This window comes from Nocardioides sp. NPDC047086 (assembly GCF_040643685.1).
In the GTDB taxonomy this organism is placed as follows: domain Bacteria; phylum Actinomycetota; class Actinomycetes; order Propionibacteriales; family Nocardioidaceae; genus Nocardioides.
Window position 1 is genome coordinate 36,642 of sequence record NZ_JBEYUV010000017.1, and the last position, 14,685, is coordinate 51,326.

Sequence of the window (14,685 nt, forward strand, 5' to 3'; positions counted from 1 at the left end):
GCCGGCTACCGGGGAAAGAGTGAGAGTGCTGCAGAGGATGGGAAGCGTCTGCAGCACTCTCGCGTATCCGGGTCAGTGGCGCCCGCGGTAGGGGCTGTCCGGCTCGGCCGGCGGCCACTGCTTGTTGCGAGTGCCGTGCCGCGGCGGCCACTCGTCGTCCGGCTGGACCGGCGGGTCCTGGGGCTGGCGCTGGGTGGGCATCGCCTGGGTCGCGGCGGGATCCTCGGTCGGTCGAGCCCGCGAGCCGGTCTGGCCGTAGCCGGCCGGGGCCGGATAGGCACCGGACTGATATTGCGCCGAGCCGGCCTGCTGGGCCGGGTAGCTGTCCGAGCTGTATCCCTGCGGGGCGTACCTCGGGGTGCTCTGCGGCGTCGAGGTCGGCGTCGGCGGGCTGGAGTAGTAGGACGGCTGGGCGGGCGGCGGGCTGGTCGGCGGTTGGTAGGACGAGGCGCCGTAGGCGGCTCGACTGCCGGTGGTGCCGTAGCCCTGATCGCTGTTGGGGTAGCCGTAGGGCGACTGGGAGCCGGTGTCGGTGTAGGCCGAGCGGTTCGTGGTGTCACCGTAGGGCGGCTGGCTCCCGGTGTCGGAGCTGTGCCGGCCGTAGGAGCCGGTGTCGTCGTAGCCGTAGGGGCCGGTGCCGTAGTAGTCCTGCTCCGGGTACGCCTGATCGGAATAGGTCTGATCGGCGTAGGTCTGGTCGGGGTAGGCCGGGTCCGAGTAGTCCTGCTCCTCGACGTAGGCGTTGGAGTGGCTACCGGTGTAGTCGTCGGCGGGTGGCGTCGTCGGGGTGCCGGTGAGGGCCCGCCAGGCCTTCCCGGCGAAGGTGAACGTCAGGAAGAGACAGGCGACTGCAACGACCGCCGCGATGGCGAGCTTCGCCCAGGCGCCGGAATCGCCTCCTCGTGCGTCGGCCCCGAAACCGACGGCGACCCACACGAGCACTCCCCAGATGATGAGGAAGGCAAGTGTCGCGATCGCAGGCAAGATGAACGGTGGCCGGGGACCGCTTCTGGGGCGCGTGCCTCTCCGCGACCCGACGCGATTTCCTCCGGAGATGTTTGTCACGGGGGCCATTCTTACTCATCCGGGCCAGTCCGGCGCCGCTGAACCGGAATCTTTCGGTGTTTGACCGGCGACACGCCGGACACGCGGGTAAACCCGACCCTCGCTTGCATCGTCGTGGGGGCGGGCGTACGGTTACCACTACATCTAGTAGTTACACCGCTGTAGTTATCCACATCTAGTTCACATGAACGGGTGGATGGTTCACAGCGACAGGGGTGTTGTTCCACAGGGACTCACGCTCATATCCACAGGTTCCACAGGCTCGGGCCGCCGTTGAGACGGCCTGGATCCACAGGTCTCACGAGAGGGGCTCGACCGTGCACTGTCCGTTCTGCCGACACAGCGACACCAAGGTGCTCGACTCCCGCGTGGCCGAGGACGGTGGCCAGATCCGGCGCCGCCGGGTCTGCCAGGAGTGTGGGAAGCGGTTCACGACCGTCGAGCAGATGCAGCTGATGGTGGCCAAGCGCTCCGGCGCCGCCGAGCCGTTCAGCCGCGACAAGGCGGTGCACGGCGTACGCAAGGCGTGCAAGGGCCGCCCGGTCACCGAGGACCAGCTCGCCTGCCTCGGCCAGGAGGTCGAGCAGGCGCTGCGCAGCCAGGGGCTGGCGGAGGTTCCCAGCAACGAGGTGGGGCTGGCGATCCTCGCGCCGCTGCGCGAGCTCGACGAGGTGGCCTACCTGCGCTTCGCGAGCGTCTACCGGGCCTTCGGCTCGGCGGACGACTTCGAGCGTGAGATCCAGATGCTGCGTACGGAACGGGAAGTCCAGGACTTCGAGGCAGAACATCCGGTCGAGGCCCCGGTGGGCACCGACTAGGTCCCACGGCCATGAAATAGGGATGGCATAGACGGGCCCGGGCAGGCCGTGGGGAAGCGACCTGCCCGGGCCATCCAGCACAACAGATAGAACAGATCAAGGACTCCACCATCAGCACCGACCAGCAGTACGGCACAGCGATCGATGACAACAGGGGGAACGAAATGACAGACACGGCAGCAGAGGCACAGGCATCGACGAAGGCAGGCGCCGGGCTGAAGATCGAGCGGATCTTCAGCACCGAGGGCGTTCACCCTTACGACGAGATCACCTGGGAGCGGCGCGACGTCGTCCAGAAGAACTGGAAGACCGGCGAGACCGTCTTCGAGCAGACCGGAGTCGAGTTCCCCGACTTCTGGTCGATCAACGCCTCGACGATCGTGACGACCAAGTACTTCCGCGGCGCGCTCGGCACCGAGAAGCGTGAGCAGAGCCTGAAGCAGCTGATCGACCGGGTCGTGAACACCTACGTCGCCTCCGGCAAGGAGAACGACTACTTCGCCTCCGAGGCCGACGCCGACCTCTTCGGTCGCGAGCTCACCTGGCTGCTGGTCAACCAGCACTTCGCCTTCAACTCGCCGGTCTGGTTCAACGTCGGCACCGAGTCCCCCCAGCAGGTCTCGGCCTGCTTCATCCTCTCGGTCGACGACTCCATGGACTCGATCCTGAACTGGTACAAGGAGGAGGGCCTGATCTTCAAGGGCGGCTCCGGTGCCGGTCTCAACCTCTCCCGCATCCGTTCCTCCAAGGAGCTGCTGAAGTCCTCCGGCGGCACCGCCTCCGGCCCGGTCTCCTTCATGCGCGGTGCCGACGCGTCCGCGGGCACCATCAAGTCCGGTGGCGCCACCCGCCGCGCGGCGAAGATGGTCGTGCTCGACGTCGACCACCCCGACATCGAGGAGTTCGTCGAGACCAAGGCGCGCGAGGAGGACAAGATCCGCGCGCTGCGCGACGCCGGCTTCGACATGGACCTCGGCGGCAAGGACATCTCGTCGGTCCAGTACCAGAACGCCAACAACTCCGTGCGGGTCTCCGACGAGTTCATGCGCGCTGTCGAGGAGGGCAAGAAGTTCGGCCTCCGGGCGCGTACGACCGGTGAGGTCATCGAGGAGATCGACGCCCGCGACCTGTTCCGCAAGATCTCGATCGCCGCGTGGGAGTGTGCCGACCCGGGTCTGCAGTACGACGACACGATCAACGACTGGCACACCAACCCGGAGACGGGCCGGATCACCGGCTCCAACCCGTGCTCGGAGTACATGTCGCTGGACAACTCCTCCTGCAACCTGGCGTCGCTGAACCTGCTGAAGTTCCTCAAGGACGACGACACCTTCGACGCCGTGCGCTTCCAGCAGGCCTGCGAGGTCGTCTTCACCGCGATGGACATCTCCATCTGCTTCGCCGACTTCCCGACCGAGGCGATCGGCGAGACCACCCGCGACTACCGCCAGCTCGGCATCGGCTACGCCAACCTCGGCGCGCTGCTGATGGCGATGGGTCTCGGCTACGACTCCGAGGGTGGCCGCACCATGGCCGCCGCCATCACCTCGCTGATGACCGGTGCCGGCTACAAGCGCTCGGCCGAGCTGGCCGGTGTCGTCGGTCCGTACGCCGGCTACGCCCGCAACGCCGAGGCCCACCAGCGGGTCATGCGCAAGCACCAGGCCGCCAACGACGCGGTCCGCTCGATCAACCCGGTCGACCGCAACATCATCGACGCGGCGACGAAGGTGTGGAACGACGTCGTCGAGATCGGCAAGGTCAACGGCTTCCGCAACGCGCAGGCTTCGCTGCTCGCGCCGACCGGCACCATCGGCTTCATGATGGACTGCGACACCACCGGCATCGAGCCGGACTTCTCGCTGGTGAAGTTCAAGAAGCTCGTCGGTGGCGGCTCGATGCAGATCGTCAACCAGGTGATCCCGCGCGCGCTGAAGAAGATGGGCTACCAGCCCGAGCAGATCGAGGCGATCGTCGCCTACATCGCCGAGCACGGCCACGTCATCGACGCCCCCGGCCTGCGCCAGGAGCACTACGAGGTCTTCGACACCGCGATGGGCAAGCGCGCGCTGCAGCCGATGGGCCACGTACGCATGATGGCGGCGACCCAGCCGTTCCTCTCCGGTGCGATCTCCAAGACCGTCAACCTGCCCGAGACCGCGACGGTCGAGGAGATCGAGCAGGTCTACATGGAGTCGTGGAAGCTGGGCCTGAAGGCCACCGCGATCTACCGCGACAACTGCAAGGTCGGCCAGCCGCTGGCCGACGGCAAGTCGGAGAGCGCCAAGAAGGACCAGGGCCTCTCCACCGCTGCTGCGGCTCCGGCTGCCGAGGCCGAGGTCGCGCCCGAGGTCGTCGAGAAGATCATCGAGAAGATCGTCTACGCGCCGACCCGCAAGCGCCTGCCGAAGTCCCGCGTCTCGCGCACCACCTCCTTCACGGTCGGTGGCGCCGAGGGCTACATGACCTCCGGCGCCCACGCCGACGGCGAGCTCGGCGAGGTCTTCCTCAAGCTCGGCAAGCAGGGCTCGACCCTGGCCGGTGTCATGGACGCCTTCTCCATCGCGGTCTCCGTCGGCCTTCAGTACGGCGTGCCCCTGGAGACCTACGTCTCCAAGTTCACCAACCTGAAGTTCGAGCCCGCCGGTCTGACCGACGACCCGGACGTACGCATGGCGCAGTCGCTCATGGACTACGTCTTCCGCCGGCTGGCGCTGGACTACATGTCCTTCGAGGACCGCTCGGCTCTCGGCATCTACTCCGCCGACGAGCGTCAGCGCTACCTCGAGACCGGCTCCTACGAGCAGCTCGGCAACGGCACCACCGCCGCCGAGCTCGTCCAGAAGCCGGCTCCGGCCCCGAAGGCCGCGGCGGCTCCGGTCGCCGAGCCGGTCGAGGCCGAGATCGAGGAGGAGGCCGAGGTCGTCGAGGAGGCGCCCAAGGCCACCGCCCACACCACCACCGAGCTGCTCGAGTCGATCAGCGGCATGGCCATCGACAGCCCGCTCTGCTTCACCTGCGGCACCAAGATGCGCCCCGCCGGCTCCTGCTACGTCTGCGAGGGCTGCGGCTCGACCTCCGGTTGCAGCTGAGCCTGAAGGCTGAATGAGTCCGGTCCCGCACCCGAGGAAGGGTGCGGGACCGGACTTGTTCTGTGGGACGTGGGAGTTCCGGTGTCACTGGGTGACATCGGGACTCCCACGTCACATCCAGGTCATGAGGTCGCACTCGTCTCCACACCCCTTCGGGCTTTCCTCCCAGCCTCGTTGGCGGAGCAGTTGAGAAACTCTGGCGGCGGTGCGGCACTGAGTCTCGAACACTTGGGGCCAGCGGACGCGGGCAGTCAATCTGCCGCCCAGAGCCAAGTCATCGAGGTCTCGGTCGGCGTCGCGTGCCTGAGCTCTCCAGGACTCGTGGTTGAGACGGCCGTCGAGCTCGACGACGAGGCCGTACGCCTCGTACTCGACGTCGCGGAACTCCTTGCCCGTCGGCGTCAGTCTCAGGCTCTGGCGAGTTCCCGCCGGGAGGCCGTGGGCACGCTCGACGCGGGTGAGGTAGGTGTGCTCGAGGACCGAGCAGGTGCCGGCGTCCACGTCGGTGAGGAGGTCGCGGATGAAGGCGCGGCGGGGGAGTCGTGGGTGGCGCTTCAGCGCGGTGCGTACGGCATCGGTCGTCACTCCACGGCGGCCGATGACGTCGGTGAGCAGGCCGATGACCTCGATCTCGGAGGTTGCGTCCCGGGCCTGGAGGAGAGTGTTGTCCTCGAGCTTGAGGCGGGGTGGGCGCTGGCCGGTGAACATCTGGCGGGCTAGCCCGACGACGCGGTGGACCATGACGCCTGGGGGCGCGTCGAGGCGGCGGGTGTGGTCGATGGCGACGTGGATCGGGCCATCGGCGTCATCGGTGCGTTTCGGCTCCAGGGCGGACGGGCCACACAGAGCCGCCGGCTCGGCGTAGAGCACGGCCGCCCAGGCGCGTTGGCGCCAGGTGAGGGGCCCGGTGTGGGTGACGTAGACGCCGCGATGGACAGCCTGCATCTCGCGGCGTCTGATCGCGCGACGGATGTCGTTCGGCGTGTAGCCGCCGAACGTGAGCTGTGCTCGGCTTGCCACGCCGTCCTGCAGCTCCAGCTCGCGCGCGACCCAGGCTCGCCGCGCTTCCAGGTCGCGCGCGGCGAGTTCCCGATCGACGAGCGTGGTCACGAGCCCTCCTGGGTCACTGTCGGCGTGAACTGCGTCGGACGAGGTGGTCGCTGTGCACGATAGGCGCGACCGCCGACAGTCAGTGGCCGAGGATGCGGCTCAGCCAGTTGCCGTTGGGGTCCTTGGGGTCGGCGGAGTGTCCTGAGCACCACTGGCCGGTGGGTACGGATGCCTTCACGGCGGCGACGTGGCGGCCGCAGCCGGCCCAGGTGGTCTTCTTGCACTTCTTGCAGCGGACGGGGCGACACATTGTTCGGTTCCTGCTTCTGTGTTCTGGTCGGTGTCAGGCGGGAGATTCGCCGGCGTCGAGGGCGTCGACGAACTCGCAGAACGCGTCGAAGGCCCGGGCGCCGTGGATGGTGGCGGGACCGCCGTGCATGAGGAAGGTGACGCCGATGGCCTCGGCTGCTTCCTGAGGGCTCGCGCCGGCGCGAGCGGCGGCCTGGCCGTGGGAGGCGATGCAGCCGTCGCAGCCCTCGACCACGCCGATCGCGAAGGCGATCAGCTCCTTGGTCTTGCGGTCGAGCGCACCGTCGGCGAAGGCCGCCTGGGAGAGCCCGCCCCAGCCCTTGTAGACGTCGGGGATGGCGCGGCGCAGCTCCTGGTGGAGCGGCCCCAGGTCTCGCAGGACGCTCTTCCCGTGGGCGGAGCTGTGGTCGGTAGTGGTGGTCATGGTGGCTCCTTTCGGCGTGGTCGAGGCGGAATCTCCTCGGAAACGTAACCCCCCGGGGGGTTACGTCGGAGACGGTAGCATAACCCCCTGGGGGGTTATAGAATCCCTGATGCCAGCGGCCTCCCGGCACGCTGGAGACGCTCACCGGAAAGAAGATGCGATGCAGCTCGAGCCTGACGAGATCAAGGCCGTCATCACCCGACTCAAGCGCGCCAACGGACACCTCGCCTCGGTGATCCGGATGCTCGAGGAGGGCTCGGAGTGCGAGGACGCGCTCACCCAGCTCGCGGCGGTGAACAAGGCGGTCAGCCGAGGCGGCTACGCGCTGGTCGCCACCGGGTTGGAGAAGTGCCTCGCCGAGGGTGGTCGCGACAGTGTCGACACCAAGAAGATGGAGAAGCTCTTTCTTGCGCTCGCCTGATAGACGGGCCGATCACTGTCCACAGGCGAGCTCCAAGACGGGGTTATCCACAGGGCGGTGATAGGCGCTGGCGAGGCGCACGGATCGGGGGTCTGCTGGTGCCATGCCCAAACGCAAGAAGCACCAGAAGAGACCCGGCCCGAGCACGAGACCGGGGGATCCGCGACGGCGGTCGTTCGCGGAGAAGGTCGTCGACAGCCCTTACTGGCCGGCGATGTTCGCGGTGAACGACGCCGAGGCCCGTGGGGATGTGAAGTCGGCCCTGGAGATCATCCACACGACCAGCGCCCAGCTCGACAAGGAGCAGTTCTGGCATCCGTCGCGCCTCGAGCGGCTGGAACAGCTGCGGCTGCTCGAGGCGCTCGTGCCGAGGTGGGCGCATTCGCGATGGATCCTCGCGCAGGCGATGCAGGGGACCCACGCGCGTAACCGGTGGCGGATGTCGAAGGCGATCAACGTGGCGCTGGACGTCCGTGGTGGCCCTGACCCCGGTCGCGACCGGGAGGACGACCGCATCCAGATCTTGGATCGCGACTGGGTCTATCGCCAGACCTTCCTCTACGACCTCGGCGGCCTCGAGGCGTTCCTGCGCCACCACGCGTCCGGCGACCTGATCGCCGGTGCCGACCGGATCTGGGAATGGGCGCGGGCGCCGATGCGCGGCGTGCGGCTGCTGGGGCGCGAGCCGCGAGACCTGCACTGGGAGGATCCGAGGACCGGAGAGCAGTTGACCACGATCAACATCGGTGCCGGACTGCTGGTCGACGACGGGGATTGCGTGATCGGTCGACTCGTGCCGATCGACGAGGGCCTGATGTTCGAGACGGCGCCGCTGCGGGTGCCCGAGGAGGTGGCGTACGCCGTGGCCGATGAGCCGGAGCGGTGGATCGACTCGCTCCGCGACAGGACCGGGAGGCCGCATCGTGAACCGGGGGAGATCTGGACCCACCGCGGGCTGCGCGACTACGGCCTGCTCACCGACATTCCGTACGGACTGGTCAACCTCGCCATGGACGCGGGTCTGCACGCGTTCAGGAATCCCGATGATCTCGGGCTGGGTGAGCTCGACGAGCTGTTCGACCATCCGGCCGACTATCCCGCGTGCCTGGCTGCGTGGTTGATGCGTCCGGAGACGATCGCGGCGCTCGCTGCGGGCACCCCGAAGGAGGGTCTTGCCGCGCTCGGCGGGTTCGCCGAGTTCGTCCACGAGCCGGCCGCGAGTCTCATCCACGAGCTGGCCGACCATCACCAGGGGGCCGCCTGACACTCCGCGATGCCGCTCGCCCTGACCTGGAGTTTGGCTTAGTTTGATTCCAGTCGAGACCGTGGGGGTCGCAATGGCAGCACCGCAGGTGACGTCGGACGCCGAGCCCCAGCTGAGCCGGCGCCGGATCAATCTCATCTTCGGCACGGTGCTCCTCGGCATGCTGCTCGCGGCGCTCGACCAGACGATCGTATCGACCGCGCTGCCGACGATCGTGGCCGACGTCGGAGGTGCCGGCCACCTGTCGTGGGTGGTGTCGTCCTACCTCCTGGCCGAGACGGTGGCGACCGTGCTCGCCGGCAAGTTCGGTGACCTCTTCGGCCGCAAGCTGATGCTGCAGGTCTCGGCCGGGCTCTTCATCCTCGCCTCGGCCGCGTGCGGGTTCGCGACCGACATGGCCTGGCTGATCGGGGCGCGAGCCGTGCAGGGTATCGGCGCCGGTGGCCTGATGGTGACCGCGACGGCGCTGATCGGCGACATCATCCCGCTGCGCGACCGAGGGAAGTACCAGGGCGCTCTCGGGGCGGTCTTCGGCGCCACCACCGTCCTGGGTCCGCTCCTCGGCGGCCTCTTCACCGACCACCTCTCCTGGCGCTGGGCGTTCTACATCAACCTGCCGCTCGGCATCGCCGTGATCGCGATCGCGAGCCTGACGCTGCCGCAGATCGCCCGTGGCAAGCGCCCCTCGATCGACTACCTCGGCATTCTCTTCGTCGGCCTCGGTGCCTCGATGCTGACGCTGGCCGTCAGCTGGGGTGGGACCGAGTACGACTGGGGGTCGGCGACCATCGTCGGCCTGTTCATCGGCTCGGCGGTCGCCTTCGCGATCTTCGTCTGGGTCGAGTCGCGAGCGGTCTCTCCGATCCTGCCGCTGCGGCTGTTCCGGGACCGGGTGTTCACGGTCAGCGTCGTGCTCTCGTTCATCGTCGGCTTCGCGATGCTCGGTGCGATGACCTACCTGCCGACCTACATGCAGTACGTCCACGGCGTTTCGGCGACGTCGTCCGGGATCCGCACTCTGCCGATGGTCGTCGGCCTGCTGGTGACATCGACGGTGGCCGGCTCGATCGTGGGCCGCACAGGGCGCTACAAGATCTTCCCGGTCGCCGGTGCGCTGATCATGTCGCTGGGGCTCTATCTGCTCTCGACCATGGACGCCGACACCAGCACCCTGATGATGTCGCTCTACCTGCTGATCATGGGCATGGGCGTCGGCCTGAGCATGCAGATCCTGACCATCATCGTGCAGAACACCGCGGCCTACGAGGACCTCGGCGTCGCGACCTCGGGCGTGACCTTCTTCCGGACGATGGGCAGCTCGTTCGGTGCCTCGATCATGGGCACCGTCTACGCCAACCAGCTCGCCGACCGGCTCCCCACCGCCCTCGCCTCGGCCGGAGTCCCCGCGGAGGAGGTCGCGACACCGGCCCTTCTCCACGCGCTGCCCGACGCCCAGAGCGCGCCGATCATCGGGGCCTACGCGGAGACGCTCCAGGTCGTCTTCCTCGCCGCGGTCCCGGTAGCCGGGCTGGCGTTCCTGGTCGCCCTCCTCCTCAAGGAAGTGCCACTGCGGGGCACCTCGAGGGCGGCCGCGACCGATCCGGGCGACGGCTTCGCGATGCCCAACTCCTCCGACAGCGCGATGCGTCTCGATGCCGCCGTCGCCCAGCTGGTCCGCAGGCAGCCGCCGGAGACCTTCACCAGGATCCGGGAGTCGGCGGTCGCCCTCGATGCCGCGACCGCGTGGTGCGTACGGCAGATCGGGATCCGCGAATGGGTCGGCGGCGAGACCTCCCTGATCGCGATCGGCCACCGCCTCGGGATGCCGGGCGAGGTCTTGGCTCCGGCGTTCGCCTCCGCCGCGGCGGAGGGCTACCTCTACGGCGACGAGTCGGCGTACGCCCTGACGGAATCGGGCAGGGAGGAGCTCGGCAAGCTGGTCGCGGCGTTCAAGGAGTGGCTCGCCGAAGAGCTTTCCGACTGGGGTCCGGACGACGCCAAGCTCGACGAGGCGCTCGCCGTGCTCTCCCGCAAGATCGTCGAGGGGGAGCAGGACGTGCGGAGCCCGGCCGAGGCGGCCGCGTAGGGCGTTTTGCGTTCGGCATGTTTGAAATCGGCGAAAGCGGGTAGGACGAGGGCATGAGTGACGACGACATGCACGTCAATCCCGACGATCTCAGGTCCATCAAGAGCACGCTCGACACCGCCGGCGGAGACCTGTTCAAGCAGGCTGAGCCGTTGCAGAAGACACCTGACGTCGGCGAGTCGTCCTCCGAGGTCGCGACCGCGCTGGCATCGCTGGCGGCGGCCGTCGGCGGGATGGCGGAAGGTCTCGGGAAACTCAGCGACGGCGTACAGAACGCTCTCGACCACGCGACCACGGCCGATCACGCGACCGGCGACGCGGGCCGGCGCCACGAGCAGAGGGTGAGGGGCAACTGATGCCTGAGGCGATGGACACCAAGGTCTACGGCGATGCATCCGCGGCGCAGACCGCGGCGGACGCGTGTACGACCGCCAAGGACGCGGTCGGTGACGCGCTCGACGACCTCGGCAAGGCGATCAAGACCGCCGGCTCGTGGAAGGGCCAGGCCGGCGCCACCTTCGAGTCGAAGGCGGAGCGGCGCAAGAGCGACCTGCGTCAGCTCGAGTCGCGCATCGAGGCCATGGGCAAGGGTCTCTCGACCTTCTCCGGCGACCTCAAGGCGGTCGAGACCAAGATGTCGACGATCCGCACCGAGGCGAGCGGAGCGGGGCTCACCGTCAGCGGCACCATGATCTCGCCGCCGACCGACCCGGGCGAGGACGCCTCCGAGGGCGACGTCAACGCCCACAACACCAAGGTCGAGAAGTGGAACGACCTGGTCAGCCGGGTCGAGACGGCTCGCAAGGACGAGGACAACGCCCACGAGGACCTCGGCAAGGCGATCTCGAAGTCGACCGGCGACGGCTGGATCGAGGACCGCCTCGAGGACCTGGGCCTGCTGCCGAAGGACTTCTCCGACGGCATGCAGATCGGTGCGTACGCGCTGGGGCTGGCCGGCCTGGGCGCCGGCGCCGGCGTCGACTGGATGGTGAAGAGCCGTTACGGCACGTTCCAGCCGCGGGTGAACGGCCGGTTCGCCAGCCCGGCGAGCCTGACCAAGCTCGAGCGGGCAGCCAAGGTGCTCAACGACAAGAACTGGCACGCGAAGGCCAACAAGGCAGCCGTACGCGGCAAGTGGCTGACCGCGGGCAAGTGGGCGACCAGGGCCGGCTGGGTGGTCACGGCCGGTAGCGCGGCCTGGGAGCAGTGGCAGAAGGACGCCGACGACCCGTCGCTGTCGACGACGGAGCGGGTGAGCCGCACGGTGAGCACCTCCGCGATCACGACCGCGGGCGCCGCGGGCGGAGCCTGGGCCGGAGCCCAGGCCGGTGCCGCGATCGGGAGCATCTTCCCCGGTCCGGGCACCGTCATCGGTGGTGTCGTCGGCGGCGTGATCGGTGGTGCGATCGGCTCCGGGCTGGCCGGCAAGGCAGCCGACTTCGTGGTCGACGAGGCCGGCGAGCTCGGTGAGGCCGTGGTCGACGGGGTCAGCGACTTCGCGGAGGGCGCCGGCGAGGTAGCCTCCGAGGTCGGCGACGCCATCACCTTCTGGGACTAGGACCACCATGATCTGGGCCGTACTCATCCTCGCCGCCGGTGTCATCGGCGCCGGGGTCAGCATCTGGCAACATCTCGGACTCTCCGCTCGTGCCCGTTCCTGGGCGACCGCGTGGAACCGGGGCGGTGTGGGCGAGGACGTCGTGCTCATCCACCTGCCCTGCATCTCCGCGCTGGCCATCACCGGCTCGACGGCGTTCGGGCTGGTGCCGGAGCAGACCGCGGCCTGGACGATCATCGGCGGGCTCTTCCTGCTCACCTGCCTCGTCTACCCGCTGCTGGTCATCGTGCCCACCCCGTCGTTCATCAAGCCGAAGTGGTATCGCGAGTCGCGCCCGAAGAAGAAGCGCACCGCGGGAAAGAAGTGACCGTGTCCGATCTGCAGACGACCCTGACGCTCCCGGACGGCTGGGAGAGCGTCGAGCCACCCGAGGGCGTACGTCTCCTGGCGCTCGCGCCGGAGAGCGGCACCTTCCGCTCCAACCTCACCGTGACCGCCCAGACCAACGGCGACCTGGGGTTCCGCGACTGGCAGGTCGGCTCCGAGATGGCGTTCACCGAGATGATGCCGGGCTACACGCCGATCGACCTCGAGCGCCTCACGATCGCGGGGCAGGAGGCGGGGCGGCGGCTGGCGATGTACGACGGGCCGGGCGAGTCCGCGCTGACCATGGAGCAGTGGTTCGTGGCGATCGACGGAATCGGTCACACCCTGACCGCTACCTTGCTGACCAGCGACTATGCGACCTGGGCTGCCCAGATCGATGCGGCCGCCGCGTCCTGGAGCCCGGCGTGAGCGCGGCGGCGGAGGTCGTCTGGATGCTCGCCGGTCCGGGCGGACGCCTCGAGCATCGTGCCGCCGTCGACCCCGCAGGCATCCATCTCCAGCTAGGCGTCGACGGCACCCGTACGCAGCCCCTCGACCTCCCGCGAGGTCACCTCGTCCCTAGCCTGGTGCGCACGCTCAAGATCCGCCCGGTCAAGGGCGCGGCCGGGTCGGTGCGCCCGCTCCCGACCGTGCGGATGGCCGATCTGCTGGGTGAGGACCAGGAAGCTCGCGACGAGATCCTGGCCGAGATCGGCGCCCGCACCGCCTGGGCGATCACGGTCGGCTCGTGGCAGCTCACCGGCATCAACGGCCCCGACGGCGTCCATCTCGCGCTGGGGGACACGCTCACCCCGATGACCAACACCGCCTTCTACCGCATGCTCTGCCAGCAGCTCGGCGCCTACTGATCCCGGCTGAGGGAGAGGGTCGCGAAGTCGGCGCCGAGGATGCGGAAGGCGTCGACGAGGAGACCGGCGACGAGGTCTACCTCGGGTTGGGGCACCGTCCGCCAGTAGTGCGGCAACCCCGGAGCCGGGGCGATCGGGTCGGTCTCGTCGGGCGTCAGCCAGCCGGCCGCGCGAAGCGCCTCGTGCTGCTCGGCGGAGGCCTCCCAGGTGCCACCGATGTGCTGCGTACCGGTGAATTCGGCGTAGAGGATCTCGTCCACGCACAGGACCTGGCCCCAGCGTGACGGCGCCGAGGAGCGGGACGCCTTCGACCTGAGCCGGGCCAGCAGGCCCGACGGCTCCGGCTCCGGTGGCGAGGGCTCGCTGATGATGACGAACTCCTGCTGCCCGAGGGCGGCGAGCTCGGAGGCGATCCGTTCCTGCCACTGCGTTGCGTCCACCGGTCCATCCAACCAGGGTGGGGGAGGGCCCCGGCGAGCAGCGTTACCGGCGCGTTCACGCGCAAGGGGTTGTCACGCGATCGCGGCACTGGTTCCATCTGTGCACCCCCTTCCCCCACGATCAAGGGACCCACATGACTCTCGGGAAACGACTCACGCGCAAGCTCGCTCTCGCGCTTCCGCTCGCCGCGCTCCTCTCCCTCGCCCCGGCGGCCGCCTGGGCCGCCCCGCCCCCGGCGCTGCCGGCCTCGGCCCCGGAGGGCGACCGCACCTGGCAGCCGGCCCTCGACTTCGACACCGACGGCTGTTACAGCACCCCGGCGATCGGTCCGGACGGCACGCTCAACGGCGGCCTGGCGATGGGCGGCACGGTCAACGGCCAGTGCCGCGACCTCTCCGACCTGCAGAGCACCAACGTCTACTCCCGCTCGAAGTGCAACAACGGCTGGTGTGCGTACCTCTACGGCTACTACTTCGAGAAGGACCAGGTCTCCTGGGGCCCCGGCTCGGCCGGCCACCGGCACGACTGGGAGCACATCATCGTGTGGGTGCAGGACGGCCACGCCCGCTACATGTCGGTTTCCCAGCACTCCGGCTACCAGATCAAGCCCGAGTCGGAGCTGCAGTTCGAGGGCGGTACGCACCCCAAGGCCGTCTATCACAAGGACGGCGGCAGCACCCACTGCTTCCGCTTCCCCAAGACCGGTGGCGGAGACGAGCCGCCCGAGAACCACGAGGGTGTCTGGCAGGTCAAGGGCCTGGTCGGCTGGGACAACTACCCGGCCGGCATCCGTGACCGCCTCGTCGCGGCCGACTTCGGCGCCGCCACCTTCAAGCTCACCGATGCGCGCTTCGGTGGCGCACTGGCGAACGGGAAGCCGGCCGGGGTCTCCCTCGACCCCTACGCCTGAGCCGGTCGGCTC

Annotated in this window: 16 protein-coding genes; 11 read left to right on the top strand and 5 right to left on the bottom strand. The window is 68.7% G+C overall.

Features of this window, described 5'->3' with window-relative positions; all coding sequences use genetic code 11:
- Window positions 1–72: 72 nt before the first annotated feature.
- Window positions 73–942 carry a hypothetical protein gene (locus tag ABZ796_RS14125; RefSeq protein WP_357337605.1) on the bottom strand — a complete coding sequence of 290 codons (870 nt, stop codon included), beginning with the start codon at window positions 940–942 and terminating at the stop codon, window positions 73–75.
- Window positions 943–1,382: 440 nt separating this feature from the next.
- Here ABZ796_RS14125 and nrdR point away from each other — a divergent pair, with 440 nt between their 5' ends.
- Together nrdR and ABZ796_RS14135 are read left to right on the top strand one after the other, a co-directional pair.
- The gene (gene nrdR, locus ABZ796_RS14130; RefSeq protein WP_357337606.1) at window positions 1,383–1,883 is read left to right on the top strand and encodes a transcriptional regulator NrdR; all 501 of its coding nucleotides are present in this window, start codon (window positions 1,383–1,385) and stop codon (window positions 1,881–1,883) included.
- A gap of 164 nt (window positions 1,884–2,047) precedes the next feature.
- Window positions 2,048–4,975 carry a vitamin B12-dependent ribonucleotide reductase gene (locus tag ABZ796_RS14135; RefSeq protein WP_357337607.1) on the top strand — a complete coding sequence of 976 codons (2,928 nt, stop codon included), beginning with the start codon at window positions 2,048–2,050 and terminating at the stop codon, window positions 4,973–4,975.
- A gap of 111 nt (window positions 4,976–5,086) precedes the next feature.
- Here ABZ796_RS14135 and ABZ796_RS14140 read toward each other — a convergent pair whose 3' ends face one another.
- The 3 genes from ABZ796_RS14140 to ABZ796_RS14150 form a co-directional block, all read right to left on the bottom strand.
- Window positions 5,087–6,085 (bottom strand): hypothetical protein, encoded by a 999-nt coding sequence (locus ABZ796_RS14140; RefSeq protein WP_357337608.1) that lies wholly within the window; start codon window positions 6,083–6,085, stop codon window positions 5,087–5,089.
- A 79-nt stretch (window positions 6,086–6,164) separates the two neighbouring features.
- Window positions 6,165–6,335, bottom strand: a complete 171-nt coding sequence (locus ABZ796_RS14145) for a hypothetical protein (protein WP_357337609.1) — start codon at window positions 6,333–6,335, stop codon at window positions 6,165–6,167.
- Between the two features lie 33 nt (window positions 6,336–6,368).
- A complete protein-coding gene (locus ABZ796_RS14150; protein ID WP_357337610.1) occupies window positions 6,369–6,758 on the bottom strand; it encodes a carboxymuconolactone decarboxylase family protein in 390 nt (129 codons plus the stop codon).
- A 160-nt stretch (window positions 6,759–6,918) separates the two neighbouring features.
- On the opposite strand from ABZ796_RS14150, the gene ABZ796_RS14155 reads away from it, so the two are divergent.
- The 8 genes from ABZ796_RS14155 to ABZ796_RS14190 all read left to right on the top strand — a co-directional run bounded on the left by ABZ796_RS14155 (window position 6,919) and on the right by ABZ796_RS14190 (window position 13,322).
- Window positions 6,919–7,179, top strand: coding sequence for a metal-sensitive transcriptional regulator (locus ABZ796_RS14155; RefSeq protein ID WP_141802705.1), 261 nt, complete (start codon window positions 6,919–6,921; stop codon window positions 7,177–7,179).
- Window positions 7,180–7,282: 103 nt separating this feature from the next.
- Window positions 7,283–8,443: a hypothetical protein gene (locus ABZ796_RS14160; RefSeq protein ID WP_357337612.1), complete on the top strand. Its 1,161-nt coding sequence runs from the start codon at window positions 7,283–7,285 to the stop codon at window positions 8,441–8,443.
- Window positions 8,444–8,516: 73 nt separating this feature from the next.
- A complete protein-coding gene (locus ABZ796_RS14165; RefSeq protein ID WP_357337613.1) occupies window positions 8,517–10,529 on the top strand; it encodes an MDR family MFS transporter in 2,013 nt (670 codons plus the stop codon).
- A 53-nt stretch (window positions 10,530–10,582) separates the two neighbouring features.
- A complete protein-coding gene (locus tag ABZ796_RS14170; RefSeq protein ID WP_357337614.1) occupies window positions 10,583–10,885 on the top strand; it encodes a hypothetical protein in 303 nt (100 codons plus the stop codon).
- Window positions 10,885–12,087, top strand: a complete 1,203-nt coding sequence (locus ABZ796_RS14175) for a hypothetical protein (RefSeq protein ID WP_357337616.1) — start codon at window positions 10,885–10,887, stop codon at window positions 12,085–12,087. The genes ABZ796_RS14170 and ABZ796_RS14175 overlap by 1 nt, the downstream gene beginning before the upstream one ends.
- Window positions 12,088–12,094: 7 nt before the next feature.
- Window positions 12,095–12,454, top strand: coding sequence for a hypothetical protein (locus tag ABZ796_RS14180; RefSeq protein ID WP_357337618.1), 360 nt, complete (start codon window positions 12,095–12,097; stop codon window positions 12,452–12,454).
- A 2-nt stretch (window positions 12,455–12,456) separates the two neighbouring features.
- Window positions 12,457–12,882, top strand: a complete 426-nt coding sequence (locus tag ABZ796_RS14185) for a hypothetical protein (RefSeq protein WP_357337619.1) — start codon at window positions 12,457–12,459, stop codon at window positions 12,880–12,882.
- On the top strand, window positions 12,879–13,322 hold the full coding sequence (locus ABZ796_RS14190; protein WP_357337621.1) for a hypothetical protein: 444 nt from the start codon (window positions 12,879–12,881) through the stop codon (window positions 13,320–13,322). Before ABZ796_RS14185 ends, ABZ796_RS14190 begins: the two co-directional genes overlap by 4 nt.
- On the opposite strand, the gene ABZ796_RS14195 is transcribed toward ABZ796_RS14190, so the two are convergent.
- Entirely contained in the window at window positions 13,316–13,762 is a 447-nt protein-coding gene (locus ABZ796_RS14195; protein WP_357337623.1) for a hypothetical protein, read from the bottom strand. The genes ABZ796_RS14190 and ABZ796_RS14195 overlap by 7 nt on opposite strands.
- A 134-nt stretch (window positions 13,763–13,896) precedes the next feature.
- Here ABZ796_RS14195 and ABZ796_RS14200 point away from each other — a divergent pair, with 134 nt between their 5' ends.
- Window positions 13,897–14,673, top strand: a complete 777-nt coding sequence (locus tag ABZ796_RS14200) for an NPP1 family protein (RefSeq protein WP_357337624.1) — start codon at window positions 13,897–13,899, stop codon at window positions 14,671–14,673.
- Window positions 14,674–14,685: the final 12 nt, after the last annotated feature.